Raw genomic sequence first — 24,072 nt, 5'->3', positions numbered from 1 at the left:
CCGTACCGCCATGACGCAGACATCCGCCTCCCTCGGCGACACCATCCTTGCCCACGCCGACCAGCTCGCCAGTTTCTCCGACATGGAAGGCGGCCTTACCTGCGCCTACCTGACCCCGGCCCACCGCGCCGCGCAGGCCCGGCTTGCGCAGTGGATGGAGGCGGCCGGCATGCAGGTGCGGATCGACGCCATCGGCAACGTCATCGGCCGCTATGCAGCCGACCCGGCCGTGCCCGACGCGCGCGTGCTGATGACCGGCTCGCACTTCGACACCGTGCGCAATGGCGGGCGCTATGACGGGCGGCTTGGCATCCTGCTGCCGATCGCCGTGGTCGGCGCGCTCAACCAGGCCGGCATCCGCCTGCCCTATCACTTTGAAGTGGTGGGGTTCGCCGAAGAGGAGGGCCTGCGCTTCAAGACCAGCTTCCTGGCCAGCAGTGTGCTGGCGGGCCGCTTCGACCCCGCCCTGCTGGAGCGCCAGGACGCGGACGGCATCACACTGCGCGAGGCACTGGCGGCATCGGACCTGCCCGGCGCGGGCGATTTGCAGGCCCTGCGCGCCGCGGCGGTCGATCCGGCGTCGCTGCTGGGCTTTGTCGAGGTGCATATCGAGCAGGGCCCGGTGCTGCTGCACCACGACCTGCCGCTGGGCGTGGTCACGCAGATCGCGGGCAGCAGCCGCTTTGCGGTGCGGGTCGAAGGCCTGGCCAGCCATGCCGGCACCACGCCGATGGGCATGCGCCGCGACGCCGCCGCGGGCGCTGCCGAGATGATCCTGCTGGTGGAGCAGCGCTGCGCGGCGGCGCCGACGCTGGTCGGAACGGTGGGCCAGCTGCAGGTGCCCAACGGGTCGAGCAATGTCATCCCGGCGGCCTGCACCTTCTCGATGGATATTCGCGCCGGCGAGGATGGCATCCGCGAGGCCGCCATCGCCGACATCGTGGCCGGCATCGGCCAGATCGCGGAACGGCGCGGGCTGGCCGCCCAGGTGGAGCGCGTGCCGCCGGTCAACAACGCGCCGTGCGCGCGCTGGCTGATGGACCAGTTCGGGGCGGTGCTGAAGAAGCGCGGGCTGCAGGCCTTCGAGCTGCCCTCCGGCGCCGGCCACGACGCCATGATGATGCAGCGCATCACCGACGTGGCCATGCTGTTCGTGCGCTGCGGCAACGGCGGCATCAGCCACAACCCGCTGGAAACCATCACGGCGGAGGATGCCCAGCTGGCGGCGGAGGTCTTCGTGGATTTCCTGCGGCACTTCCAGCCGCGCGCCTGAGCGCCACACTGGCGTACCATGGGGGCGCGGCACGATAAGAACGGATCAGCCGCCCTGGTAGATATCGCGCCCGAAGTCGTAGAGGTTCTTGCGCAGCTTGCGGCGCTCGTCCGGCGACAGGCGCGAGCCGCCGCGCTCGTCACCGCGCCGGCGCTCGGCGTCGCGCTGCTCGGCGCGATGGCGCTCGGCACGGGCCCGCGCCTCGCGCTGGCTGTTGCCTGGATCGCTGGCCTGGGTCGACGGGTGGCGCTTGAGCAGGTTGGCCATGCCGGCCGATTGCGCCTGCACCGTCCCGGCCGGAATGCACAGCGCCAGCACGGCCAGCGCCAGCGCAAGGCAGGCGCCGGCGACACCATGCTGCGGATGCCCGTGCCGGGTTCGGTTCACTTTCATTGATAATGGCGATCTTGGCTTCGGGAAAAACAGCCTTTGGACAGACTGGATGGACTGTCCTGAAGCCGGGAATTCCGGTACCCCGTCCGGCGCCGCGCCCTCTGCAAGCATCGCGCCAGCGCGAGCAAGGCAGGCTGGTCGAGACAGTGGTTCGTCGGTTGCAAATGCGTGGAAATCTGCCGCGCACGGCGCCCAAAAAGACGGATTGCGCAGTGTAATCGCACGATTGGTGCACACTGCCATACGCCGGGGTAAAGTATGTAACGTTTTGTTAAGCCATTTTGAGCGAAAGCGATAGTCGCTAAGATACCGCCATGGAAAATACCAGCCACAAGATTCTTGTCGTCGACGATGACCCGCGTCTGCGCGATTTGCTGCGCCGCTATCTGGGCGAACAGGGTTTCACCGTGCTGGTGGCGGAAAACGCCACCGCGATGAACAAGCTCTGGCTGCGCGAGCGTTTCGACCTGCTGGTGCTGGACCTGATGATGCCGGGCGAAGACGGCCTGTCGATCTGCCGCCGGCTGCGCGGGGCCAACGACCAGACCCCGATCATCATGCTCACCGCCAAGGGCGAGGACGTGGACCGCATCGTCGGCCTGGAGATGGGCGCCGACGACTACCTGCCCAAGCCCTTCAACCCGCGCGAGCTGATTGCGCGCATCCACGCGGTGCTGCGCCGCAAGGGCCCGGCCGAAGTGCCCGGCGCCCCGTCGGAAACGCCCGAGACCTTCGCCTTCGGCGACTTCGTGCTGAACCTGGCCACGCGCACGCTGACCAAGAACGACGAGGAAATCACGCTGACCACCGGCGAGTTCTCGGTCCTCAAGGTGTTCGCCCGCCATCCGCGCCAGCCGCTGTCGCGCGAGAAGCTGATGGAAATGGCACGCGGCCGTGAATATGAAGTCTTCGACCGCAGCCTGGACGTGCAGATCTCGCGCCTGCGCAAGCTGATCGAGCCGGACCCCAGCAACCCCCGTTTTATCCAGACGGTGTGGGGCCTGGGCTACGTCTTCATCCCCGATGGCGTGAAATAACCGATTACGGCCGCTGTTCCCATCGTGGCGACCGTTATCGGTAGAACCGCAACGCGGTTCTTTGGTTCGCTGTTCTGGCGAACCTTCATGCTTATCGCCCTGCTGCTGGCGATTTCGCTGGGCATCTGGTTCCAGAGCTACCGGCTGTTCGAACGCGCCCCGCGCGCGCAGCAGATCGCCATGCAGGTGGTCAGCGTGGTCAAGCTCACGCGCGCCGCGCTGCTCTATTCCGACCCCGCGCGGCGGCGCTTCCTGCTGCTCGACCTGGTGCAGAACGAAGGCATCAAGGTCTATCCGCGCGAGAAGGACGACGACTTCGCCGCGCCCACCGCCAACCCGTTCCTGACCGCCCTGGTGCAGCAGGAGATCCGCAGCCGCCTGGGCGAGGACACGGTGCTGGCCACCACCGTCAACGACATACCCGGCGTGTGGGTCAGCTTCGAGATCGAGGGCGACGACTACTGGGTGGCGATCAGCCCCGAGCGCTTCGAGCGCGTGCCCGGCATCCAGTGGCTGTGGTGGAGTATTGCCGCGCTGCTGCTGTCGATCATCGGCGCCGCCTTTATCACCGCGCGTGTCAACTACCCGCTCAAGCGGCTGGCCAACGCCGCGCGCGCCATCGGTGCCGGCGGCGACCCGCCGCCGCTGCCCGAGCACGGCGCCAGTGAGGTGGCGCTGGCCAACCACAGCTTCAACCAGATGGTGCGCGACCTGCGCCAACTCGACGACGACCGCGTGGTGATGCTGGCCGGCATCTCGCACGACCTGCGCACGCCGCTGACGCGCCTGCGCCTGGAAACCGAGATGTCGCCGATGGACACCCCCACGCGCGACGCCATGATCGCCGACATCGAGCAGATGGACGCCATCATCGGACAGTTCCTCAACTACGCGCGCCCGCCGCTGGAAACCGTGGAACCGGTTGACCTGTCGGCGCTGGTGCACGATGCCGTGGGCGTCTACGCCGCGCATGACGACGTGCGCGTGCACGTGCGCGCCAACGAGCCGGTGATGGCCGTGGCCAACCGCATGGAAGTGCAGCGCATCCTGGACAACCTGGTCGAGAACGCGCGCCGCTATGCCAAGGACGAGCAAAGCGGCATGGCCGTGGTCGAGATCTCGACGCGCGTGGACGACAAGGAAGCCGTGCTGACCGTGGCCGACCACGGCAACGGCGTGCCCGACGGCCAGCTGTCGCTGCTGACGCGGCCCTTCTACCGGCTCGATGCCGCGCGCAGCGAGGCCAAGGGCGCCGGGCTGGGCATGTCCATCGTCAACCGCATCATGCAGCGCAACGGTGGCCGGCTGCTGCTGGCCAACCGCCCCGCCCCGGCCACGGGGCTGGTGGTCAGCGCCTGCTTCCGGCGCGCCTGAGCGTCAGCTGAGCGCGGCCTGAGCGCCATCCGCGGCGCATTGACAGGTTTTCGACAGCATTTGATAGCCTTCTGAAAGGCATTCGTCAGGGCAATGACAGGGTCGCGGCGCACACTGGCGCCCGTCATCAGGCGCGCGGCGAAATCCTTCCCACACGGCGTGACCCGCGCACGCCTGGCTGACTTCTCCGAACCATCATGCCGCCGGGACCGCCGGCGGTGCCTGAGAGACAGCCATGTCAGAGACCTCCGCAGCTACCCCCGCCGGGCAGCACGGGTTCCGCACCGTGTTCCGCGTCGTCAGCGGCAACTTCCTGGAAATGTATGACTTCATGGTGTACGGCTTCTACGCGGCCGCCATCGCCAGGACCTTCTTCCCCAGCGGCAACGAGTTCGCCTCGCTGATGCTTTCGCTCGCCACCTTTGGCGCGGGCTTCCTGATGCGGCCGCTGGGTGCGATCGTGCTGGGCGCCTACATCGACCGCCATGGCCGCCGCAAGGGCCTGATCATGACGCTGGCGCTGATGGCCATGGGCACGCTGCTGATTGCCTGCGTGCCGGGCTACGCCACCATTGGCGTGGCCGCGCCGCTGCTGGTATTGGCCGGGCGCCTGCTGCAGGGCTTCTCCGCGGGCGTTGAGCTGGGCGGCGTCTCGGTCTACCTGTCGGAAATCGCCAGGCCTGGCCGCAAGGGCTTCTATGTCGCGTGGCAATCGGGCAGCCAGCAGGTGGCGGTGATCTTCGCCGGCCTGCTGGGCGTGATCCTGCACGCCACGCTGGCGCCGGCGCAAATGGATGAATGGGGCTGGCGCATTCCCTTCCTGGTGGGCTGCCTGATCGTGCCGTTCCTGTTCCTGATCCGCCGTTCGCTGGAAGAGACCGAGGCCTTCAAGGCGCGCAAGCACCGCCCCGCCATCGACGAGATCTACCGCTCGATGCTGGACAACTGGCGCATCATCCTGGCCGGCTGCATGATGGTGGTGATGACCACGGTGTCGTTTTACATGATCACCGCATACACGCCGACCTTCGGCAAGACCGTGCTGAAGCTGGACGACACCGACAACCTGATCGTCACCATGTGCGTGGGCCTGTCCAACTTCATCTGGCTGCCGCTGATGGGCGCGCTGTCGGACCGCATCGGACGCAAGCCACTGCTGGTGTTCTTCACCGTGGCGACGCTGCTGACCGCGTACCCCGCCGTGTCATGGCTGGTGGCCGAGCCGTCGTTCTCGCGGCTGCTGATGGTGGGGCTGTGGCTGTCGTTCCTGTACGGCAGCTATAACGGCGCCATGGTGGTGGCGCTGACCGAGATCATGCCGCCCGCGGTGCGCACCACCGGCTTCTCGCTGGCCTACAGCCTGGCCACGGCGCTGTTCGGCGGCTTCACCCCGGCAATCTCGACCTGGCTGATCCACGCCACCGGCAACAAGGCGGCGCCGGGGCTGTGGCTGATGTTCGCCGCGCTGTGCGGACTGGTTGCCACGCTGGTGATCTTCCGGGCGCAACGAGTGGAGCCCGTCATGCATCCGGCCTGAACACGGCGGGTTGAACTCGCCGCCATCGTCACCAACTTGCCATAAGCGGGCCCAGCGCGCATGGCATACTTGCCCTTCCGCATCGAAGCCGCCTGGCCGATGCCGCGGCTTCCCATGCCGGGATTCGCTCCAGGCGTCACATGCCTTGCCTATCGGGCTCTTTGAGAATATCAATTAGCCCGGCACCTGGTGATGACGCATAATCACGTTTTGTCGCGGTAAGCCGCGTAGCCGGCCCACGCCAGCCGCGCGGCAGCAGCACCGCTCTCATTGCAACCGTATCAGGAGATAGTCTATGAAGACCGTTGGTGACAAGCTCGAAGCCTTCCACGTCGTCGGTGTCAAGCCGGGTTTCAACAATCACGAAGAGAACGGCCAGTCGGCTTTCGAAGACATCACCGAAAAGTCGTTCGAAGGCAAGTGGAAGATCATCTACTTCTACCCGAAGGACTTCACCTTCGTCTGCCCGACCGAAATCGTTGCCTTCGCCAAGCTGAACGGCGACTTCGCCGACCGCGACGCGATCGTGCTGGGCGGCTCGACCGACAACGAATTCGTCAAGCTGGCATGGCGCCGCGAACACAAGGACCTGAACAAGCTGAACCAGTGGCAATTCGCCGACGTGACCGGTTCGCTGATCGACCAACTGGGCGTGCGTGACCACGCTGCCGGCGTTGCCCTGCGCGCGACCTTCATCGTCGACCCGGACAACGTGATCCAGCACGTGTCGGTGAACAACCTGAACGTGGGCCGCAACCCGGAAGAAGTCCTGCGTATCCTGGACGGTCTGCAAACGGACGAGCTGTGCCCGTGCAACCGTGCCGTTGGTGGCGCCACGCTGTAATTTGCTGTCAGTCGCCAGACACCGTGGCGATTCGCGGAGGGCGCTGCCCTCCGCACCAAAACCCGCTTGCGCGGGTTTTTTGGGCCCCTATCGATAGGAGAAATAAATGGAATTCCTCAGCACGATTAAGAATCTCATCCCCGATTACGCCAAGGACATCCGCCTGAACGTGGACGGCACCATCGCGCGCTCCTCGCTGGAAGGCAATGATGCGGTCGGCGTGGCGCTGGCGGCGGCATTCGCGGCGCAGAGCAAGGTGCTGGTGGATGCCATCCGCAATGCCGGCGTGCTGTCGCCCGAGGAAACCAACGGCGCGCTGACCGCTGCCGCGCTGATGGGCATGAACAACACCTGGTACCCGTATGTCGAAATGGCCGACGATCCGGACCTGGCCACCCAGCCGGCCGGCCTGCGCATGAACGCCTATGCCACCCATGGCGGCGTGGACAAGCGCCGTTTCGAGATGTACGCGCTGGCCGCCTCGATCGTGGGCAAGTGCCACTTCTGCGTGAAGTCGCACTACCAGCTGCTGAAGAATGAACAGGGCATGACCGCGCAGCAGCTGCGCGATGTCGGCCGCATTGCCGCCGTGATCGTGGCCGCCGCCAACGTGATCGCCGCGCAATAAGCCCCGCCACAGCGCGCCCCCGCGCCCTCCGCGGTGCCCTGCCACGGGCGCCGTAGCACAGCAGCCGGCAGCTTCCCATCAGGAGTTGCCGGCTGTTCCCATCCTGCAACCGCCCCGCGCCATGGCTGCACAGGTGCGGCGATCGGCCTACAATCCAGGCAGGACACGCACTTTCAGGCTGCCATGACCCTGCCTTCGCCGACTTCCCCCCGCTTCCACTACCGCCTCGCGGCGGTGCATGACTGGGGCGACATCGCCGCCGTCACGCAACAAGCCTACGGGCAATATGAGCTGGCCATCATGGAAGACTGCCGCGCGTCGTTCCAGCGCGGCATGCAGGCAGTGCTGGCGACCAGCCATCCGGATATGGAGTGGTGGGTGGCGGAAACCGATCACGGCATCATGGGGGCCGTCCTGTTCTGCCATCCGGGCGCCACGCTGCCGGCACTGGACGGCAGCACCATCACCCTGACCCAGCCGGAAGCGCGGCTGCTGTCGGTCAGCCCGCAGGCGCGCGGCCTGGGCCTGGGCCGCACGCTGATGCAGATCTGCATCCAGCGCGCGCGCGATATCGGCGCGTCAACGCTGGTGGTGCGCACCATGCCGGAAATGGCATCGGCCATCCGGCTGTGCCAGCAGATGGGCTTCACCAAGCGCACCGAAGCCGGTGCGCGCACCGGCGCAATGGCCCGCCTGATCGACTATACCTACGCGATCCCGCCGGAAAACGCCACGGCGCCAGACGCGGCGCGGCCCTGATCAGTCCTGCGCGTCGCCCACCGAGGCGCGCCAGAGCAGCACTGCGGCCTGCGCCACGATGCCTTCCTGGCGCCCTTCGAAGCCCAGCTTCTCGTTGGTCTTGGCCTTGACGTTGCAACGCCCGCGCGCAATCCCCAGGTCCTCCGCCAGGTTCGCCACCATCGCCCCGATATGCGGCGCCAGCTTGGGCGCCTGCGCGATCACGGTGGCATCGACATTGCCGATTTCATAGCCCGCCTCGCGCACGCGGCGCGCGGCCTCGCGCAGCAGCACGCGGCTGTCGGCGCCGGCGAACTGCGCGTCGGTGTCGGGGAAATGGCGGCCGATATCGCCCAGCGCGGCCGCGCCGAAGAGCGCGTCGGTGACCGCGTGCAGCAGCGCATCCGCATCGGAATGGCCAAGCAGGCCGCGGTCGTGCGGAATCTCGACCCCGCCCAGGATCAGCTTGCGGCCGGGCACCAGCGCGTGGACGTCATAGCCCTGTCCCACCCGGATATCGAAAGGCATCATGCGGTCAGTCTCCTTTGCCATCGTTGCCCAGCAGCACTTCGGCCAGTGCGAAGTCCTCCGGGTAGGTCACCTTGAAATTGCGCAGCGAGCCGTTGACCAGCCGCGGATGCAGCCCCAGACGCTCGATCGCGCTGGCCTCGTCGGTCACCACCGCGCCGGCCGCCATGGCGTCCTGCAGCGCCTGGCGCAGCACGCCCAGGCGGAACATCTGCGGCGTCTGCGCCTGCCACAGGCCCTCGCGCGGCACCGTGGCGCCGATGCGGGCGTCGTCCTGGGCGCGCTTGAGCGTGTCGGGCACCGGCACCGCCAGGATGCCGCCGATGGCGGCGTCCGGGTCGTCGTCGCCATCGCTTTCCACCGCGCGCACCAGCGCGTGGATCATCGCGGGGGTCAGGCCCGGGCGCGCGGCATCGTGCACCAGCACCCAGTCGCTGTCGGTCGCGCCCAGCTGCGCCAGGTGGTGCAGCCCGGCCAGCACCGAGGCATGGCGGGTCTCGCCGCCGACAAAGGCGGTATCGAAGCGCAGCCCGGCAAAGGCGGCCGCGCCGAAGCGCGATTCCAGCGGCATGTCGTCGGGCGCCAGCACCAGCGCGGTGGCGTTGATGGCGTCGCACGCCGAGAACGCCGCCAGCGCGTACCAGATCATCGGCCGGCCGGCCACGGTCTGGTATTGCTTGGGAACGGCGCCGCCGGCGCGGCTGCCGGTACCGGCACAGGGAATCAGGGCAAAGCGGCGAGCGGGCACAGGATCGGCGTTGAGTGAAAGAGGCGCGGGCGCCTGCTGGCCAGCATGGCCAGCGGGACAACCGGTGCGCATTCTATAATACGGCCCTTGCCCGTCGCCATGCCGCGCCATTCCGCATTGACGCGTGCCCGGCAGGCGCCACGGGCCGTTGAGGTCCCCTGCTCCGACCCCCGCCCGCAATGCCGGCGGGGTGTCGTCGTTTTGAACGCCCCGCTGCCCACATGCCTGACGCCAAGCCCGCCTTCCCCTTTGTCAACCTGCCGCTGGTCAAGCCGGGGCTGCGCCACAGCGTGGCCGGGCTGCGCGGCTCGGCCGATGCGCTGGCTGTGGCCGCGTACGCTCGGCAGCACCGCGAGCGCGCGCCGATGCTGGCCGTGGTCTGCTCCCACGCCGTCGATGCCCAGCGCCTGGCCGAGGAAATCCCCTGGTTCGCGCCCGAACTGCGCGTGCGCCTGCTGCCCGACTGGGAAACACTGCCCTACGACAGCTTCTCGCCGCACCAGGACCTGGTGTCAGAGCGCCTGGCCACGCTGCACGACATCCAGACCGGGCAATGCGACGTGATGCTGGTGCCGGCCACCACCGCGCTGTACCGGCTGGCGCCGCCCGCGTTCCTGGCCGCCTACACCTTCTTCTTCAAGCAGGGCGAGCGGCTGGATGAAGCGGCGCTCAAGGCCCAGTTCACGCTGGCCGGCTACGAGCACGTCAGCGCGGTGATGCGCCCCGGCGAATACAGCGTGCGCGGCGGCCTGATCGACCTGTACCCGATGGGCTCGGCGCTGCCGTACCGGATCGACCTGTTCGGCGACGAGATCGAGACCATCCGCGCCTTCGACCCCGACACCCAGCGCAGCCTGTACCCGGTCAACGAAGTGCGGCTGCTGCCCGGGCGCGAGTTCCCGCTCGACGAAGCCGCGCGCACCGCCTTCCGCGGCCGCTGGCGCGAGGTGTTCGAAGGCGACCCGACCAAGTCGCCGATCTACAAGGACATCGGCAACGGCGTGCCGTCGGCCGGCATCGAGTACTACCTGCCGCTGTTCTTCGAGCACAGCGCGACCGTGTTCGACTACCTGCCCGCCGATACGCAGCTCGCATTCGCCGGCAATGTCGACGAGGCCATCCGCCGCTTCTGGGCCGATACCACGCAGCGCTACAACTTCATGCGCCACGACCGCGAGCGCCCGCTGCTGCCGCCCGCGGACCTGTTCCTGTCCGAGGAGCAGTTCTTCGTCGCCGCCAAGCCGATGGCGCGCCTGGTGCTGCAGGCCGAAGCCAATGCGGACCAGGCGGCGTTCTCGGCTATCCTGCCCGACGTCGCGGTGAACCGCCGCGCCGATGATCCGCTGGTCAACCTGGAAGCACTGCTGCTCGACAAGCAGACCCGCGTGCTGATGTGCGCCGACTCGGCCGGGCGGCGCGAGACCCTGCTGCAGCTCTTTGCCGAAAGCGGCCTGCGCCCGCAGCCAGTGGACGACTTTGCCGCGTTCCTGGCCGGCGAAGCGCATTTCTCGATCGCGGTGGCGCCGCTGCAGAGCGGCTTTGCGCTGCCGCAGGGGCGGATCGCCTTTGTCACCGAGGCCGAGCTGTACGCCGGCACCGCGCGCCGCACCGGCCGCCGCAAGCAGGAGCAGGCCTCGGCCGTCGACTCGATGGTGCGCGACCTGGCCGAGCTGAAGATCGGCGACCCGGTGGTGCACAGCGAGCACGGCATCGGCCGCTACCAGGGCCTGGTCACGCTCGACATGGGCCAGGGCGACGAGGAATTCCTGCACCTGGACTACGACAAGGGCAGCAAGCTGTACGTGCCGGTGCACCAGCTGCATGTGATTTCGCGCTATTCCGGCGCCGATCCCGATACCGCGCCGCTGCACCACCTGGGCTCGGGCCAGTGGGACAAGGCCAAGCGCAAGGCAGCCCAGCAGATCCGCGACACCGCCGCCGAGCTGCTCAACCTGTACGCGCGCCGCGCCGCGCGCGAGGGCTTTGCCTTCCCGCTCTCGCCCAAGGACTACGAGACCTTCGCCGAAAGCTTCGGCTTCGAGGAAACGCCGGACCAGGCCGCCGCCATTGCCGCGGTGATCGCCGACATGACCTCGGGCAAGCCGATGGACCGGCTGGTGTGCGGCGACGTGGGCTTCGGCAAGACCGAGGTGGCGCTGCGCGCGGCCTTTGTCGCGGTGCTGGGCGGCAAGCAGGTGGCGATGCTGGCACCGACCACGCTGCTGGCCGAGCAGCATTTCCAGACGCTGTCAGACCGCTTTGCCGAATGGCCGGTGCGCATCGTCGAGCTGTCGCGCTTCAAGACCAAGAAAGAGATCGACGCGGCCATCAAGCAGATCAACGAAGGCACCGTCGACATCGTCATCGGCACCCACAAGATCCTGTCCGACCAGGTCAGGTTCGAGCGCCTGGGGCTGGTCATCATCGACGAAGAACACCGCTTCGGCGTGCGCCAGAAGGAGGCGCTGAAGACCCTGCGCGCCGAGGTCGACGTGCTGACCCTGACCGCCACGCCGATCCCGCGCACGCTGGGCATGGCGCTGGAAGGGCTGCGCGACTTTTCGGTGATCGCGACCGCGCCGCAGAAGCGGCTGGCGATCAAGACCTTCGTGCGGCGCGAGGAAGACGGCGTGATCCGCGAGGCTATCCTGCGCGAGCTCAAGCGCGGCGGCCAGGTCTACTTCCTGCACAACGAGGTCGAGACCATCGAGAACAAGCGCGCGCGGCTGGCCGAGCTGGTGCCGGAAGCGCGCATTGCCGTCGCGCACGGCCAGATGCATGAGCGCGAGCTGGAGCGCGTGATGCGCGACTTCGTCGCGCGCCGCGACAACATCCTGCTGTGCACCACCATCATCGAGACCGGCATCGACGTGCCGACCGCCAACACCATCCTGATCCACCGCTCGGACAAGTTCGGCCTGGCGCAGCTGCACCAGCTGCGTGGCCGGGTCGGGCGCTCGCACCACCAGGCCTATGCCTACCTGCTGGTGCATGACGTCGAAGGCCTGACCAAGCAGGCGCAGCGCCGGCTCGAAGCGATCCAGCAGATGGAGGAACTGGGCTCGGGCTTCTACCTGGCCATGCACGACCTGGAAATCCGCGGCGCGGGCGAGGTGCTGGGCGACAAGCAGTCGGGCGAGATCCACGAGATCGGCTTCCAGCTCTACACCGACATGCTCAACGCCGCGGTCAAGGCGCTCAAGGCGGGCAAGGAGCCCGACCTGATGGCGCCGCTGGCCGCCACCACCGAGATCAACCTGGGCACGCCGGCGCTGCTGCCCAACGACTACTGCGCCGACGTGCACGAGCGGCTGTCGCTGTACAAGCGGCTGGCCAACTGCGAGACCGCCGAGCGCGTGGACGATATCCAGGAAGAGCTGATCGACCGCTTCGGCCGGCTGCCGGCGCAGGCGCAGGCGCTGGTCGAGACCCACCGGCTGCGCATCGCAGCGGCGCCGCTGGGCGTGCGCAAGATCGATGCGGGCGAGGTCACCATCAGCGTGCAGTTCGTGCCCAACCCGCCGATCGACGCGATGCGCATCATCGACCTGGTGCAGAAGAACCGCCATATCAAGCTGGCCGGGCAGGACAAGCTGCGCATCGAGGCCAAGATGCCGGACGTGGCGATCCGCGCGCAGACCATCAAGCACACGTTGCGGCAACTGGCCTAGCGTCCTGCATGGACGCGGCGCGCGGCCGGGTGTAGCATCGATTCCTTAACAAGTTAGCGATAACGCCCCCATGCCCGCCCAAGCCGCTTCCTCCCGCCAGCCCGTCACCGAAACCGCCGCGCGCGGCAGCGCGCTTGAATGGACCCAGCGGCTGGTCGCGTACGACACCACCAGCCGCAACTCCAACCTGGGCCTGATCGAGTCGGTGCGCGACCATTTCCTGGCCAAGGGGCTGAAGCCGCATCTGAGCTACAACCCGCAGCAGGACAAGGCCAACCTGTTCGTCACCGTGCCCGCCGCCGACGGCAACACCAACGGCGGCATCGTGCTCTCTGGCCATACCGACGTGGTGCCGGTGGACGGCCAGGACTGGACCACCGACCCGTTCAAGCCGGTGGTGCGCGACGACAAACTCTACGGCCGCGGCACCTGCGACATGAAAGGCTTTATCGGCACCAGCCTGTCGCTGCTGCCGGCCATCCTGCAGGCCAGCCTGCGCGAGCCGGTGCACTACGCGCTGTCCTTCGACGAAGAGATCGGCTGCATGGGCGCACCCTACCTGCTGGCCGAACTGCGCGACCGCGGCGTGACGCCCGGCGGCTGCATCGTCGGCGAACCCACCAGCATGCGCGTGATCGTCGCGCACAAGGGCATCAACGCCTACCGTTGCTGCGTCAGGGGCCAGGCCGCGCACTCGTCGCTGACGCCGCGCGGCGTCAATGCGATCGAATACGCCGCGCGCCTGATTTGTTTCATCCGCGACATCGCCGATGAGTTCAAGGCCAACGGCCCCTACGACCAGGCCTTCGACGTGCCCTACACCACCGCGCAGACCGGCACCATCCAGGGCGGCATCGCGCTGAACACCATCCCGGCACTATGCGAGTTCGTGTTCGAGTTCCGCAACCTGCCCGGCGTGGATCCCGAAGCCATCTACTCCCGCATCCAGGCCTACGCCAACGACGTGCTGCTGCCGAAGATGCGCGCCGAGCATGCCGACGCCGGCCTGACGCTGAGCAAGATCGCCGCAGCTCCGTCGCTGGACGTGGCCGAGCAGGAAGCCATCACGCAGCTGGTGCGCGCGCTGACTGCCGACCGCGACACCAACAAGGTGGCATATGGCACCGAGGCCGGCCTGTTCCAGCGCGCCGGCATTCCGGCCGTGGTGTGCGGGCCTGGCGATATCCAGCAGGCGCACAAGCCGGATGAGTTTGTTGCGCTGGAGCAGCTGGCTGCTTGCGAGGCGTTCCTGCACAAGGTAGTCGACAGCCTGCGCGTGGCGGACTGACAAGGTCGGCGCGGCTTTGTCGCTTGCACTTCGTCGATACGTCCGCATTCACCAAGAAGCCAACGTCCTGCCAGCATCAAACCAACAACAACGAAGGAGATCCTGCATGGCTGCACGTCAAACCGCATACCGTTCCACCACCCGCTTTGCCCTCGCCACCCTGGCGCTCGCCACCGGCCTGCTCTGCAACACCGCGCAGGCCCAGACGCAAGGCGCCGAAACCCTGCACGCCCAGATCGAAACCCGCGCCAAGGCCGTCGAGAAACAACTCATCGCGTGGCGCCGCGATATCCACCAGCATCCGGAACTGGGCAACTACGAGACGCGCACCGCCAAGCTGGTGGCCGACCACCTGCGCAAGCTCGGCATGGAAGTGAAGACGGGCGTGGCCAAGACCGGCGTGGTCGGCGTGCTCAAGGGCGGCAAGCCCGGTCCGGTGGTGGCGCTGCGCGCCGACATGGATGCGCTGCCGGTCAAGGAACGCGTGGACGTGCCGTTCGCGTCGAAGGCCAAGGGCCAGTACCTGGGCAAGGAAGTGGACGTGATGCACGCCTGCGGCCATGACACCCACGTGGCGATCCTGATGGCCACCGCCGAAGTGCTGGCCGGCATGAAGGACCAGCTGCCCGGCACGGTCAAGTTCATCTTCCAGCCGGCCGAGGAAAGCCCGGCCGACTTCGAACCCAATGGCTCCAACACCTGGGGCGCCAAGCAGATGGTGTCCGAGGGCGTGCTGGACAATCCCAAGGTCGACGCGATCTTCGGCCTGCACGTGAGCAGCGGCATCGAATCGGGCAAGCTGGGCTGGCGCAGCGGCCCCTCGATGGCGGCGGCCGACCAGTTCTGGATCGACGTCAAGGGCCGCCAGACCCACGGCGCGCGGCCGTGGGGCGGGATCGACCCGATCGTGGTGGCATCGCAGATCGTGATGGGCCTGCAGACCATCCAGAGCCGCCAGGTCAACGCCATGCTGGAGCCGTCGGTGATCACCGTGGGCACCATCCACGGCGGCAACCGCATGAACATCGTGCCGGAGAAGGTCGAGATGATGGGCACCGTGCGCACCTATGACGAAGGCATGAAGAAGGACATCCATGCCCGCATGAAGCGCACCACCGAGGCCATCGCCACCAGCGCCGGCGCCGAGGCCAGCTTCCGCGTGGTGGAGCTGTATAACGCCACCATCAACCAGCCGGCCCTGACCGAGAAGATGGCGCCCACGCTGCAGCGCGTGGCCGGCGAAGGCAACTGGATGATCACGCCCAAGGCGACCGCGTCGGAGGACTTCTCGTTCTACCAGGAGAAGGTCCCGGGGCTGTTCTTCAACCTCGGGGTGACGCCCAAGGGCCAGGATGTGACCAAGGCGCCTTCCAACCACTCCCCTGAGTTCTATGTGGACGAGCCGGCGCTGATCAACGGCGTGCGCGCCCTGTCCAGCCTGACCGTGGACTACATGGTGATGGCGCAGCGCTGAGCGGCTCGCCCGGGGCGCTGCGGCGGGGCTACAATAGCGGTTTTGCCGCGTTGCAGCCCCGCGCGGCAAGCGCCCGATCTTCATCCGCCATGCCCCTGATCCTCCAGAGCACCGCCCCGCTTTCCCCAGCCGACCTCGACACCGCCCGCACCCTGGCCCGCGCCTCTGAACTGGTGCTGCGCAGCGACACCGTGGCCGCCGCCGAGGAATGCGCGCCGCTGACGCCGGCGCTGCGCGATGCGCTGGACGATTTCTGCGGCCCGCGCGCGATCGACTGGGCAGTGGTGCCCGCGGGGCGCAAGCTGTCCGACTTCCGCCTGGTGGCGATGGACATGGACTCGACCCTGATCACGATCGAGTGCATCGACGAGATCGCGGACTTCTGCGGCCTCAAGGCCGAGGTCTCGGCCATCACCGAAGCCGCCATGCGCGGCGAGATCACCGATTTCAACGAAAGCCTGCGCCGCCGCGTGGCCCTGCTCAAGGGGCTGGACGCCAGCGTGCTGGACCGCGTCTATGAAGAGCGCCTGCGGCTGTCGCCGGGCGCCGAGCGCATGCTGCAGACCGTGCAGGCGCTGGGCCTGCGCACGCTGCTGGTGTCGGGCGGCTTCGTGCATTTCACCGAGAAGCTCAAGGCACGGCTCCAGCTCGACGTGACCCGCGCCAATACGCTGGAGATCATCGACGGCAAGCTGACCGGCAATGTCGTCGGCGAGATCGTCAACGCCGACGTCAAGGCCCGCACCGTGCAGGAAGTCTGCGCCCGGATCGGCGCCACGGCGGACCAGGCCATTGTCATGGGTGATGGCTCCAACGACCTGAAGATGATGGCCGTGGCCGGCCTGTCGGTGGCCTTCCGGGCCAAGCCGGTGGTGCGCACGCAAGCCAGCGTCGCGTTCAACCACGTCGGGCTGGACGGCCTGCTGGCGCTGTTCCCGCACTGATCCCGGGCCGCGGCAAACGCGGCAATGCGCGCCGGGCGGCAAGCGCCCGGCCGGCCCCGTCCGCCGGGGCGCCAGCGACTAATCGCAACAGCCAGCGCAAATCCTTCCACCAAGTGCAGATAAATCCCTACTGAGACGCAACGTCTACTTAGCGCTTGCCTCTTCAAATGCGAATCATTACCATTAATGTTTCGTTTATCTGACATTTCCCCATGCAAGTTCTGGCTGCCCTTCTTGGCCTGGCTGCGGCTGCGTGCCTGTACCTGGCCGCGCCCAACCAGGTCCTGCTGCCGCCCGGCAGGGTCACGCAACCGCGTATGCTGGGCTGGCTGGGCCTGGCCCTGGTCATCGTCAGCACCTGGCTGTGGAGCACCACCGACGGCTGGCCCGTGGCCATTGCCGCCAGCCTGGTGACCGTGCCCTGCGCGCTGTCGGTATGGCCCTTCATCGGCACCCATGCCGCGCGCAAGCGCCGGGCAGCGCGGGAGCAACGGGCATGAGCGCAGACCAATCCGCGATGGGCACCAAATGGCTGGCCGGCGCGCTGCTCGGGCTGCCGCTGGCGGTGTCGCTGTGCACGCTGTTGATCCTGTGGCTGCCGGGCGGCTGGGAGACCGGCATCGTCGCGGCCGTGGTGGCCTGCCTGCCGGTGTGGGTGGCCATCATCAGCGCCAGCCTGCTGTTCCGTTCCAGCCGCACCGCCTGGATCTGGCTGGGTGGCGCCAACCTGCTCTGCTTCGGCGCGCTGTGGGTGTTGCGCCTGGCCGGCCTGGCGCCGGCTGCACTGGCCGTCCTGCCCGCCTCCTGAGAAAGCCCATCATGAAAACCGCAACCCTGCGCCTGTACCAGACGCTGCATACCTGGGTCGGCCTGATGGCCGGCTGGGCCTTGTTTATCGCCTTCTTTGCCGGGGCGGTCACCGTGTTCCACCACGAACTGCATGTATGGCAGTCGCCGTCGCGGCTCAAGGGCAGCGCGCCGGTCGAGGCCAAGGCCGACCCGGCCGCAGTCGACCGCTTCATGCAGAAGCTGGTCGCGATCCACCCCGAGGCCGCGGCCAGCTCATACGTGATCATGCCTTCGGAGGGCGAGCCCAATATCTCGGCCTACTGGCAGGACAAGGCCGGCGAGTGGCAGATGACCACTGACGCCCGCCTGGCAGGCGACGCCGCGATGCAGCGCGACACCTCGCGCGACCACGTGATCGGCGAGCTGTCGGCGTTCCTGAATAGCCTGCACTACTCGCTGGGGATCCCGGTCGGCGGCATCTATTTCATGGGCGCGATCTCGGTGCTGTACGGGCTGGCGCTGGTGTCGGGCGTGCTGCTGCACCTGCCGCGGCTGAAGAAGGACCTGTTCGCGGTGCGCCCCGGTCGCAACCTGAAGCGTTTCTGGATGGACACCCACAACGTGCTGGGCCTGTTCAGCCTGCCCTTCCACCTGGTCTTTGCCATCACCGGCGCACTGTTCTGCCTGTCGCTGGTGCTGATGATGGTGTTCAACACGCTGACCTTCGACGGCCGCCTGTTCGAGGCGGTACCCCGCGCCACCACCGCCGTGCTGGAAGTGGCCGCGGCCAACCGCGCGGTGCCGACCATGCCCACGGCAACGCTGATGCAGATCGCGCGCGAGCACGGCGGCGAGCGTTTCACGCCCGAGTCGTTCCGCTTCCAGCGCCATGGCGACGCCAACGCCGTGGTGGAGGTGCGCGGCACCAGCACGCAGGCCCTCGGCAACCTGGGCTCGGTCGGCATCCACGCCGCCAGCGGCGAGCCCAACGCGGGCCAGCTGACCGCCAACCAGACCGCCGGCACGCGCGACAGCAACCACGGGCTCTACAGCGCGCTGTACGCGCTGCATTTCGGCACCTTCGGCGAGTTGCCGGTGCGGCTGGTCTACCTGCTGGCCGGGCTGGCCGGCGCCTTCCTGTTCTATTCGGGCAACCTGCTGTGGATCGAGTCGCGGCGCAAGCTGCGCCAGGCCGAGCAGCCGCGCGTGCACCGGCTGCTGGCGCAGGGCACGGTCGGCGTGTGCATCGGCTGCTGCATCGGCGTGGCGCTGTGCTTCCCGGCCGCACTGCTGTGGCCGGAGCGCGCGGTGAGCTACACCTATTTCACGGTGTTTGGCCTGGCCTGTGCCTGGGCGCTGCTGCGCCCGCCGGTGCGCGCCGCGGTGGAATTGCTCTACGCCGCCGCGCTGGCCTCGCTGACGGTGCCGCTGGCGAACGCGCTCCTGACCGGCGACCACCTGCTGCACAGCATCCCCAGCGGGCACTGGATCATCGCGGGCTTCGATATCGGCGCGATCGCGCTGGCCGCGGGCTTTGTCGCCCTGGCCCGCGCCACGCAGCGCCGCGCGCGCAGCGGGCCGGCGGAGTCGGTCTGGGCGATGCCGCAGGCAGCCCGGGCAGCCCGGGCCGCCAGGCCCACCGCGAGCGCCAAGACCATGCCCAGCACGGATACGCCCTGAGCGCATGGCGCCCGCACGCAAAAACGGACGCAGCAGCGTCCGTTTTTGTTTCCCGGGCAGCGCCGGCCCGGCCGCTGCCCTACACTATCTCAGGCCAACAACATCGAGCCGACCACCATGGAATCGACCTTCCACCAGTTTTCCGAACTGTTCGCCCAACTCGGCCTGGCCTCCGACGAAGCCAGCATCCGCAGCTTTATCGGCACGCACGCCCCACTGCCCGACGATGTCGAACTGGCCGAGGCACCGTTCTGGACCCCCGCCCAGGCCACGCTGCTGCGCGACGAGCTGCTGGACGACGCCGACTGGGCCGAGGTCGTCGACCAGCTCAATCTCGCCCTGAGACAGCCGGCCTGAGGCCGCTTACGCGGCCAGCGTAGCCTCCAGCGCCTGGCGCAGGTCGGCGATCAGGTCGCGCGTGTCTTCCAGGCCGATATAAAGCCGCACCAGTTCGCCGCTATCCTGCCAGCCGGCCGGCGGCCATGTGCCCGCCGGCCGCATGCCCTGCACGTGGTACGGCACGGCCAGGCTGTGGGCGCCGCCCCAGGACCAGCCGATCGCAAACAGTTGCAGCGCCTCGACCAAGGCATCCACCTGCTGGCGCGTATAGCTTGCCCGCAGGATGATGGCAAAGAGCCCGCTGGCACCGGTGAAATCGCGCCGCCAGTTGGCGTGGCCCGGGCAGTCCGGCAGCGCCGGATGCAGCACGCGCGCAACCTCGGGCCGCTGGCGCAGCCACTCCGCCACTTCGCGGGCCGCACGGTCATGCGCGGCCAGGCGCACCGGCAGGCTCGGCAGCCCGCGCAGCACCAGGTGGCAGTCATCGGCGGAAACCCCCCAGCCCATCAGCATGCGGGTGCGCTTCAGGCGCTCATGCAGCGCATCGTCGCAGGTCAGCACCGCGCCCATCAGCACGTCGCTGCCGCCGGACTGGTACTTGGTCAGCGCCTGCACCGAGATGTCGATGCCCTTGTCGAACGGACGGAAGTAGATGCCGGCCGACCAGGTATTGTCGATCGCGGTCAGCACGCCTCGCGCCCTGGCCGCGGCGACGATGGCGTCGCTGTCGGGCACTTCCATGGTCACCGAACCGGGCGACTCCATCCAGATCAGGCGCGTATTCGGCCGAATCATCGCCGCCATCGCAGCAGCGTCCATCGGGTCGTAGTAGCGCACGGCCACGCCGAATTCGCGTGCCAGCCACTCGCCGTGGTCGCGGTTGGGGCCGTAGACGTTGTGCGGCACCAGCACGTCGTCGCCGCTCTTGAGCAGCGCGAAGTAGACCAGCGAGATCGCCGCCAGCCCCGACGGCTGCAGCAGCGTGTGGCGCGCGCCCTCCAGCAGCGCCAGGTGCTGGCACAGCGCCTCGCTGGTCGGCGTGGCGTGCAGGCCATAGCGCCAGTAGGTGGTGGCACCGTCGCCATGGGCGCGCAGTTCGGCCAGGTTGCGGAACACCACGGTGGAGCCGCGGTGCGTGGCGGGAGAAAACGAGGCAAAGCCGGGCGCGATCTCCAGCTCGGGCTGGACCGCAACGGTTTGCAGGTAATGGGCGGGCGACGCGGGCTTGCCGGATGGCGAATCGGACACGGCGGTTTCCTTGCTGGCTGCTGGCGGGCCACGGCGCGCTGCCGTGGCGGTATCGCCCAGGCAGAAGCGCGGCACGGTCAGGAATGAGACTCGATGAGCCTCCGAGCTTACCAGCAAATGCCGGCCGCGCCACCGGCGATGGCAACGGCGGGCACCAGGAAGTGGCTTACCAGCCGGAAATCGAGGACTTCGGCGGCGGCGGCGCGTAGGTGACGCCGCTGTTGGGTGTCATGTCGAACGGGGGGATCACGAGCACGCCCAGAGGGCGGATAAAGAACGGCAGCACGATGGCCGGGTTGAACGCGTCGGTCCAGGTGCCGCGCACGGCGCCGCTGGCGTCGATGCTGCCTTCCCAGTTGCCCGATACGCGGGTGCCGTCGTCGGACTCCTCCATCAGGAAAGCGCCGTCCTCCCACTCGCCGGCCAGCAGGCGCACACCGGCGCCACGGCCGGCGTATTCTCCGCGCACGCTGTCGCGCTCGTCAGGCTTGGGGCCCAGGCGCAACCGCACCGGCTGGTCGCCGACCTTGCCGACATAGACCGGCAGCGACGCATACTCCGGCCGCGGCGCCAGAGGTCTTGGCGCGCCAGTGGAAAGCGAGGTGCCGCCGCGCCGGGCTTCGCCATCGCGAATGGCCTGGTTGATGCCCAGGCCTTCCCCGCCGATCACCGGGCCAGTCGACAGCTCGGTGCCCGGCGCTGCCTGCACCGTGCCCGCCAGCGCGAGCACGGCGGCCAGGCCGAGCGTGCAGAGGTTCTTCGTCAGCGAAGCCAGGCGCAAGGCTAACCTCAGATACGCTCGAAGATGGCGGCAATGCCCTGCCCGCCGCCGATGCACATCGTCACCAGCGCGTAGCGGCCCTGCACGCGGTTCAGTTCATGCAGCGCCTTCACCGTGATCAGGGCACCGGTGGCGCCGATCGGGTGGCCCAGCGAGATGCCCGAGCCGTTCGGGTTGACCTTGGCCGGGTCCAGGCCGAGCGCCTTGGTCACCGCGCACGCCTGTGCGGCAAAGGCTTCGTTGGCTTCGATCACGTCCAGGTCCGACACCTGCAAGCCGGCGCGCTCCAGCGCGATCTTCGTCGCCGGCACCGGGCCAATGCCCATGGTCTTCGGGTCCACGCCGGCATGGCCGTACGACACCAGGCGGGCCAGCGGCTTCAGGCCGCGGCGCTCGGCTTCGGCGCGCTCCATCATCACTACCGCGGCGGCGGCGTCGTTCAGGCCCGAAGCATTGCCTGCCGTGACCGTGCCGTTTTCCTTGACGAAGACCGGCCTGAGCTTGGTCATGTCGTCGATGGTGGCGTCATGGCGCACGTGCTCGTCGGTGTCGAAGGTAACGTCGCCCTTGCGGCCCTTGCTCACCACCGGGACGATCTGGTCCTTGAAGTAGCCGGCCTTGATCGCTGCCGAAGCGCGGCGATGCGATTCCAGCGCGGCCTCGTCCTGCTGCGCGCGCGAGATGTCGTATTCCTTGGCGACATTCTCGGCGGTCACGCCCATGTGGATGCGATGGAAGGGATCGTGCAGCGCACCCAGCATCATGTCGACCAGGCCGGCGTCGCCCATGCGTGCGCCCCAGCGCGCCGCCGGCGCCAGGTACGGGGCGCGGCTCATGCTTTCCGCGCCGCCGCCGATGGCGACGTCGGTATCGCCCAGCAGGATGGTCTGCGCGGCGCTGACGATGGCCTGCAGGCCCGAGCCGCACAGGCGGTTCACGGTCAGCGCGGGGGCGTTGATCGTCACCCCGCCGTTGACGGCCGCGACGCGGCCCAGATACATGTCGCGCGGCTCGGTCTGGATCACGTTGCCGAACACCACGTGGCCGACATCGTCGCCCGACACCTGCGCGCGCGCCAGCGCCTCGCGCACCACCAGTGCACCCAGCTCCGCCGGCGCCACATCCTTCAGGCTGCCGCCAAAGGTCCCGATCGCGGTACGGACACCGCCTACCACTACCACTTCACGCGTCATGACTTTGTCTCCATGAGGTTATGTTGCACCGCACAGTATAGCGGGACGCGGACGAAATCGAACGGGCGTACTTTTACCTAATCAACCCGTTTCAGACCTCGCCCCACAGGTCGTGGCCATCGGCGCCGGTGATCTTCACCTCGACGAACTCGCCGGCGCGATAGCGCTGGGAGTGGCGTTCCGGCGGCGCGATATAGACCAGGCCGTCGATTTCCGGCGCATCCGCGGACGAACGGCCGATGCCGCCATCCTGGTTGACCTCGTCCACCAGCACGCGCAGGGTCTGGCCGACCTTGCGCTGCAGGCGGCGTGCCGAGACCGCTTCGGCCACTTCCATGAAGCGGGCGCGGCGTTCCTCGCGCACCTCGTCGGGCAGCGCGCCCGGCAGGTCGTTGGCGGTGGCGCCCTCCACCGGCGAGTAGGCGAAGCAGCCGACGCGGTCCAGTTCGGCTTCGGCGATAAAGTCGAGCAAGGTCTGGAACTCCGCCTCGGTCTCGCCCGGGAAGCCGGCGATAAAGGTGCTGCGGATGGTCAGCTCAGGGCAGATCTCGCGCCAGGCGCGAATCCGGTCCATGGTCTTCTCGGCATTGGCCGGGCGCTTCATGCGCTTGAGCACGTCCGGGTGCGCGTGCTGCAGCGGCACATCGAGGTACGGCAGCACATGGCCTTGGGACATCAGCGGGATGATCTCGTCCACGTGCGGGTACGGGTAGACGTAGTGCAGGCGCACCCACGCACCGTACTGCGCGGCCAGCTCGCCGAGCGCCGCCACCAGTTCGGTCATGCGGGTCTTGAGCGGGCGGCCGTTCCAGAAGCCGGTGCGGTACTTGACGTCGACGCCGTAGGCACTGGTGTCCTGCGAGATCACCAGCAATTCCTTGACGCCGGCCTTGAACAGGTTCTCGGCCTCCAGCATGACCTCGGCCACCGGGCGCGACACCAGGTCGCCGCGCATCGACGGGATGATGCAGAACGAGCAACGGTGGTTGCAGCCCTCGGAGATCTTCAGGTAGGCGTAATGCTTGGGCGTCAGCTTGATGCCGGCGGCCGGCACCAGGTCGGTGAACGGGTCATGCGGCTTGGGCAGGTGCGTGTGCACCGCCTGCATCACCTCGCCCAGCGCATGCGGGCCGGTCACGGCCAGCACCTTGGGGTGCACCGACGACACGATGTCGTGGCCCGCCGCATCCTTCTTCGCACCCAGGCAGCCGGTGACGATGACCTTGCCGTTCTCGGTCAGGGCCTCGCCGATGGCGTCCAGGCTCTCCTGCACGGCCTCGTCGATAAAGCCGCAGGTATTGACCACGACCAGGTCGGCGCCGTCATAGGTGCCGCTGATGGCATAGCCCTCGGCGCGCAGCTGGGTGATGATCTGCTCGGAGTCGACCAGGGCCTTGGGGCAGCCCAGGGAAACGAATCCCACACGCGGACTATGGTCTTTCTGGGTCGTTGATTCTGAAGGGTTTTTCACAGTGCAATCCGAATGTGGGGGCGGGCGCGGCGGAATATGCGGGGACAAGGCCGGCAGCCGGTGAGCTAATCGCGCATTTTAACCGTTTGCCATG

22 protein-coding genes are annotated in these 24,072 nt (G+C 67.9%); 15 read left to right on the top strand and 7 right to left on the bottom strand.

Annotated elements, in window-relative coordinates; genetic code table 11:
- Positions 1-10: 10 nt before the first annotated feature.
- Positions 11-1,273 (top strand): Zn-dependent hydrolase, encoded by a 1,263-nt coding sequence (locus tag AC3WLF_RS17515; protein ID WP_492358564.1) that lies wholly within the window; start codon positions 11-13, stop codon positions 1,271-1,273.
- A gap of 45 nt (positions 1,274-1,318) precedes the next feature.
- Here the strand turns inward: AC3WLF_RS17515 and AC3WLF_RS17510 are convergent, their stop codons facing one another.
- Positions 1,319-1,666, bottom strand: coding sequence for a hypothetical protein (locus AC3WLF_RS17510; protein ID WP_492321383.1), 348 nt, complete (start codon positions 1,664-1,666; stop codon positions 1,319-1,321).
- Positions 1,667-1,980: 314 nt separating this feature from the next.
- Between AC3WLF_RS17510 and ompR the strand changes: the two genes are divergently transcribed.
- The 6 genes from ompR to AC3WLF_RS17480 all read left to right on the top strand — a co-directional run bounded on the left by ompR (position 1,981) and on the right by AC3WLF_RS17480 (position 7,845).
- The gene (gene ompR / locus AC3WLF_RS17505) at positions 1,981-2,703 is read left to right on the top strand and encodes an osmolarity response regulator transcription factor OmpR (RefSeq protein ID WP_010810107.1); all 723 of its coding nucleotides are present in this window, start codon (positions 1,981-1,983) and stop codon (positions 2,701-2,703) included.
- 24 nt (positions 2,704-2,727) lie between these two features.
- Positions 2,728-4,077, top strand: coding sequence for an ATP-binding protein (locus AC3WLF_RS17500; protein ID WP_492321382.1), 1,350 nt, complete (start codon positions 2,728-2,730; stop codon positions 4,075-4,077).
- Positions 4,078-4,312: 235 nt separating this feature from the next.
- Positions 4,313-5,614, top strand: coding sequence for an MFS transporter (locus AC3WLF_RS17495; protein WP_492356310.1), 1,302 nt, complete (start codon positions 4,313-4,315; stop codon positions 5,612-5,614).
- 295 nt (positions 5,615-5,909) lie between these two features.
- Complete coding sequence (locus AC3WLF_RS17490) at positions 5,910-6,458, top strand: peroxiredoxin (protein ID WP_010810110.1); 549 nt, start codon at positions 5,910-5,912, stop codon at positions 6,456-6,458.
- A gap of 106 nt (positions 6,459-6,564) precedes the next feature.
- Positions 6,565-7,086: a carboxymuconolactone decarboxylase family protein gene (locus AC3WLF_RS17485; protein WP_018004462.1), complete on the top strand. Its 522-nt coding sequence runs from the start codon at positions 6,565-6,567 to the stop codon at positions 7,084-7,086.
- 183 nt (positions 7,087-7,269) lie between these two features.
- Positions 7,270-7,845: a GNAT family N-acetyltransferase gene (locus AC3WLF_RS17480; protein ID WP_010810112.1), complete on the top strand. Its 576-nt coding sequence runs from the start codon at positions 7,270-7,272 to the stop codon at positions 7,843-7,845.
- On the opposite strand, the gene ispF is transcribed toward AC3WLF_RS17480, so the two are convergent.
- Together ispF and ispD are read right to left on the bottom strand one after the other, a co-directional pair.
- Positions 7,846-8,355: a 2-C-methyl-D-erythritol 2,4-cyclodiphosphate synthase gene (gene ispF / locus AC3WLF_RS17475; protein ID WP_010810113.1), complete on the bottom strand. Its 510-nt coding sequence runs from the start codon at positions 8,353-8,355 to the stop codon at positions 7,846-7,848.
- Between the two features lie 4 nt (positions 8,356-8,359).
- Positions 8,360-9,172, bottom strand: coding sequence for a 2-C-methyl-D-erythritol 4-phosphate cytidylyltransferase (gene ispD, locus AC3WLF_RS17470; protein ID WP_492321379.1), 813 nt, complete (start codon positions 9,170-9,172; stop codon positions 8,360-8,362).
- Positions 9,173-9,321: 149 nt separating this feature from the next.
- On the opposite strand from ispD, the gene mfd reads away from it, so the two are divergent.
- From mfd to AC3WLF_RS17430, 8 genes are all read left to right on the top strand, one after another.
- Positions 9,322-12,771 (top strand): transcription-repair coupling factor, encoded by a 3,450-nt coding sequence (gene mfd, locus AC3WLF_RS17465; protein WP_492356311.1) that lies wholly within the window; start codon positions 9,322-9,324, stop codon positions 12,769-12,771.
- 70 nt (positions 12,772-12,841) lie between these two features.
- Positions 12,842-14,059, top strand: a complete 1,218-nt coding sequence (gene argE / locus AC3WLF_RS17460) for an acetylornithine deacetylase (RefSeq protein ID WP_492321377.1) — start codon at positions 12,842-12,844, stop codon at positions 14,057-14,059.
- 106 nt (positions 14,060-14,165) lie between these two features.
- Positions 14,166-15,533 (top strand): amidohydrolase, encoded by a 1,368-nt coding sequence (locus AC3WLF_RS17455; protein ID WP_492356312.1) that lies wholly within the window; start codon positions 14,166-14,168, stop codon positions 15,531-15,533.
- An 89-nt stretch (positions 15,534-15,622) separates the two neighbouring features.
- A complete protein-coding gene (gene serB / locus AC3WLF_RS17450) occupies positions 15,623-16,477 on the top strand; it encodes a phosphoserine phosphatase SerB (protein ID WP_492351938.1) in 855 nt (284 codons plus the stop codon).
- A gap of 212 nt (positions 16,478-16,689) precedes the next feature.
- Positions 16,690-16,977: a hypothetical protein gene (locus AC3WLF_RS17445; protein WP_492321374.1), complete on the top strand. Its 288-nt coding sequence runs from the start codon at positions 16,690-16,692 to the stop codon at positions 16,975-16,977.
- Entirely contained in the window at positions 16,974-17,285 is a 312-nt protein-coding gene (locus AC3WLF_RS17440) for a hypothetical protein (protein WP_492356313.1), read from the top strand. The genes AC3WLF_RS17445 and AC3WLF_RS17440 overlap by 4 nt, the downstream gene beginning before the upstream one ends.
- Before the next feature lie 11 nt (positions 17,286-17,296).
- Positions 17,297-18,946 (top strand): PepSY-associated TM helix domain-containing protein, encoded by a 1,650-nt coding sequence (locus AC3WLF_RS17435; RefSeq protein ID WP_492358563.1) that lies wholly within the window; start codon positions 17,297-17,299, stop codon positions 18,944-18,946.
- A gap of 117 nt (positions 18,947-19,063) precedes the next feature.
- Positions 19,064-19,303: a DUF2789 domain-containing protein gene (locus AC3WLF_RS17430; protein ID WP_010810122.1), complete on the top strand. Its 240-nt coding sequence runs from the start codon at positions 19,064-19,066 to the stop codon at positions 19,301-19,303.
- Positions 19,304-19,309: 6 nt separating this feature from the next.
- On the opposite strand, the gene AC3WLF_RS17425 is transcribed toward AC3WLF_RS17430, so the two are convergent.
- The 4 genes from AC3WLF_RS17425 to rimO all read right to left on the bottom strand — a co-directional run bounded on the left by AC3WLF_RS17425 (position 19,310) and on the right by rimO (position 23,978).
- Positions 19,310-20,533 (bottom strand): cystathionine beta-lyase, encoded by a 1,224-nt coding sequence (locus AC3WLF_RS17425; RefSeq protein WP_492321371.1) that lies wholly within the window; start codon positions 20,531-20,533, stop codon positions 19,310-19,312.
- A gap of 166 nt (positions 20,534-20,699) precedes the next feature.
- Positions 20,700-21,314 (bottom strand): hypothetical protein, encoded by a 615-nt coding sequence (locus tag AC3WLF_RS17420; RefSeq protein WP_492321370.1) that lies wholly within the window; start codon positions 21,312-21,314, stop codon positions 20,700-20,702.
- Between the two features lie 8 nt (positions 21,315-21,322).
- A complete protein-coding gene (gene bktB / locus AC3WLF_RS17415; RefSeq protein WP_492321369.1) occupies positions 21,323-22,507 on the bottom strand; it encodes a beta-ketothiolase BktB in 1,185 nt (394 codons plus the stop codon).
- Positions 22,508-22,598: 91 nt separating this feature from the next.
- Complete coding sequence (rimO, locus tag AC3WLF_RS17410) at positions 22,599-23,978, bottom strand: 30S ribosomal protein S12 methylthiotransferase RimO (protein WP_492358562.1); 1,380 nt, start codon at positions 23,976-23,978, stop codon at positions 22,599-22,601.
- Positions 23,979-24,072: the final 94 nt, after the last annotated feature.

It is taken from the genome of Cupriavidus sp. FW306-01-F10A, from assembly GCF_058782785.1.
The sequence above is the reverse complement of the archived record's forward strand: the minus strand, read 5'-3'. Positions and strand labels throughout refer to the sequence as shown.

Excerpts from the sequence above, each read along its gene's own strand:
- AC3WLF_RS17515 (WP_492358564.1), top strand. The coding sequence starts at position 11 with ATGACGCAGACATCCGCCTCCCTCGGCGACACCATCCTTGCCCACGCC.
- AC3WLF_RS17510 (WP_492321383.1), bottom strand. The coding sequence starts at position 1,666 with ATGAAAGTGAACCGAACCCGGCACGGGCATCCGCAGCATGGTGTCGCC.
- ompR (WP_010810107.1), top strand. The coding sequence starts at position 1,981 with ATGGAAAATACCAGCCACAAGATTCTTGTCGTCGACGATGACCCGCGT.
- AC3WLF_RS17495 (WP_492356310.1), top strand. The coding sequence starts at position 4,313 with ATGTCAGAGACCTCCGCAGCTACCCCCGCCGGGCAGCACGGGTTCCGC.
- AC3WLF_RS17490 (WP_010810110.1), top strand. The coding sequence starts at position 5,910 with ATGAAGACCGTTGGTGACAAGCTCGAAGCCTTCCACGTCGTCGGTGTC.
- AC3WLF_RS17485 (WP_018004462.1), top strand. The coding sequence starts at position 6,565 with ATGGAATTCCTCAGCACGATTAAGAATCTCATCCCCGATTACGCCAAG.
- AC3WLF_RS17480 (WP_010810112.1), top strand. The coding sequence starts at position 7,270 with ATGACCCTGCCTTCGCCGACTTCCCCCCGCTTCCACTACCGCCTCGCG.
- ispF (WP_010810113.1), bottom strand. The coding sequence starts at position 8,355 with ATGATGCCTTTCGATATCCGGGTGGGACAGGGCTATGACGTCCACGCG.
- ispD (WP_492321379.1), bottom strand. The coding sequence starts at position 9,172 with ATGCGCACCGGTTGTCCCGCTGGCCATGCTGGCCAGCAGGCGCCCGCG.
- mfd (WP_492356311.1), top strand. The coding sequence starts at position 9,322 with ATGCCTGACGCCAAGCCCGCCTTCCCCTTTGTCAACCTGCCGCTGGTC.
- argE (WP_492321377.1), top strand. The coding sequence starts at position 12,842 with ATGCCCGCCCAAGCCGCTTCCTCCCGCCAGCCCGTCACCGAAACCGCC.
- AC3WLF_RS17455 (WP_492356312.1), top strand. The coding sequence starts at position 14,166 with ATGGCTGCACGTCAAACCGCATACCGTTCCACCACCCGCTTTGCCCTC.
- serB (WP_492351938.1), top strand. The coding sequence starts at position 15,623 with ATGCCCCTGATCCTCCAGAGCACCGCCCCGCTTTCCCCAGCCGACCTC.
- AC3WLF_RS17445 (WP_492321374.1), top strand. The coding sequence starts at position 16,690 with ATGCAAGTTCTGGCTGCCCTTCTTGGCCTGGCTGCGGCTGCGTGCCTG.
- AC3WLF_RS17440 (WP_492356313.1), top strand. The coding sequence starts at position 16,974 with ATGAGCGCAGACCAATCCGCGATGGGCACCAAATGGCTGGCCGGCGCG.
- AC3WLF_RS17435 (WP_492358563.1), top strand. The coding sequence starts at position 17,297 with ATGAAAACCGCAACCCTGCGCCTGTACCAGACGCTGCATACCTGGGTC.
- AC3WLF_RS17430 (WP_010810122.1), top strand. The coding sequence starts at position 19,064 with ATGGAATCGACCTTCCACCAGTTTTCCGAACTGTTCGCCCAACTCGGC.
- bktB (WP_492321369.1), bottom strand. The coding sequence starts at position 22,507 with ATGACGCGTGAAGTGGTAGTGGTAGGCGGTGTCCGTACCGCGATCGGG.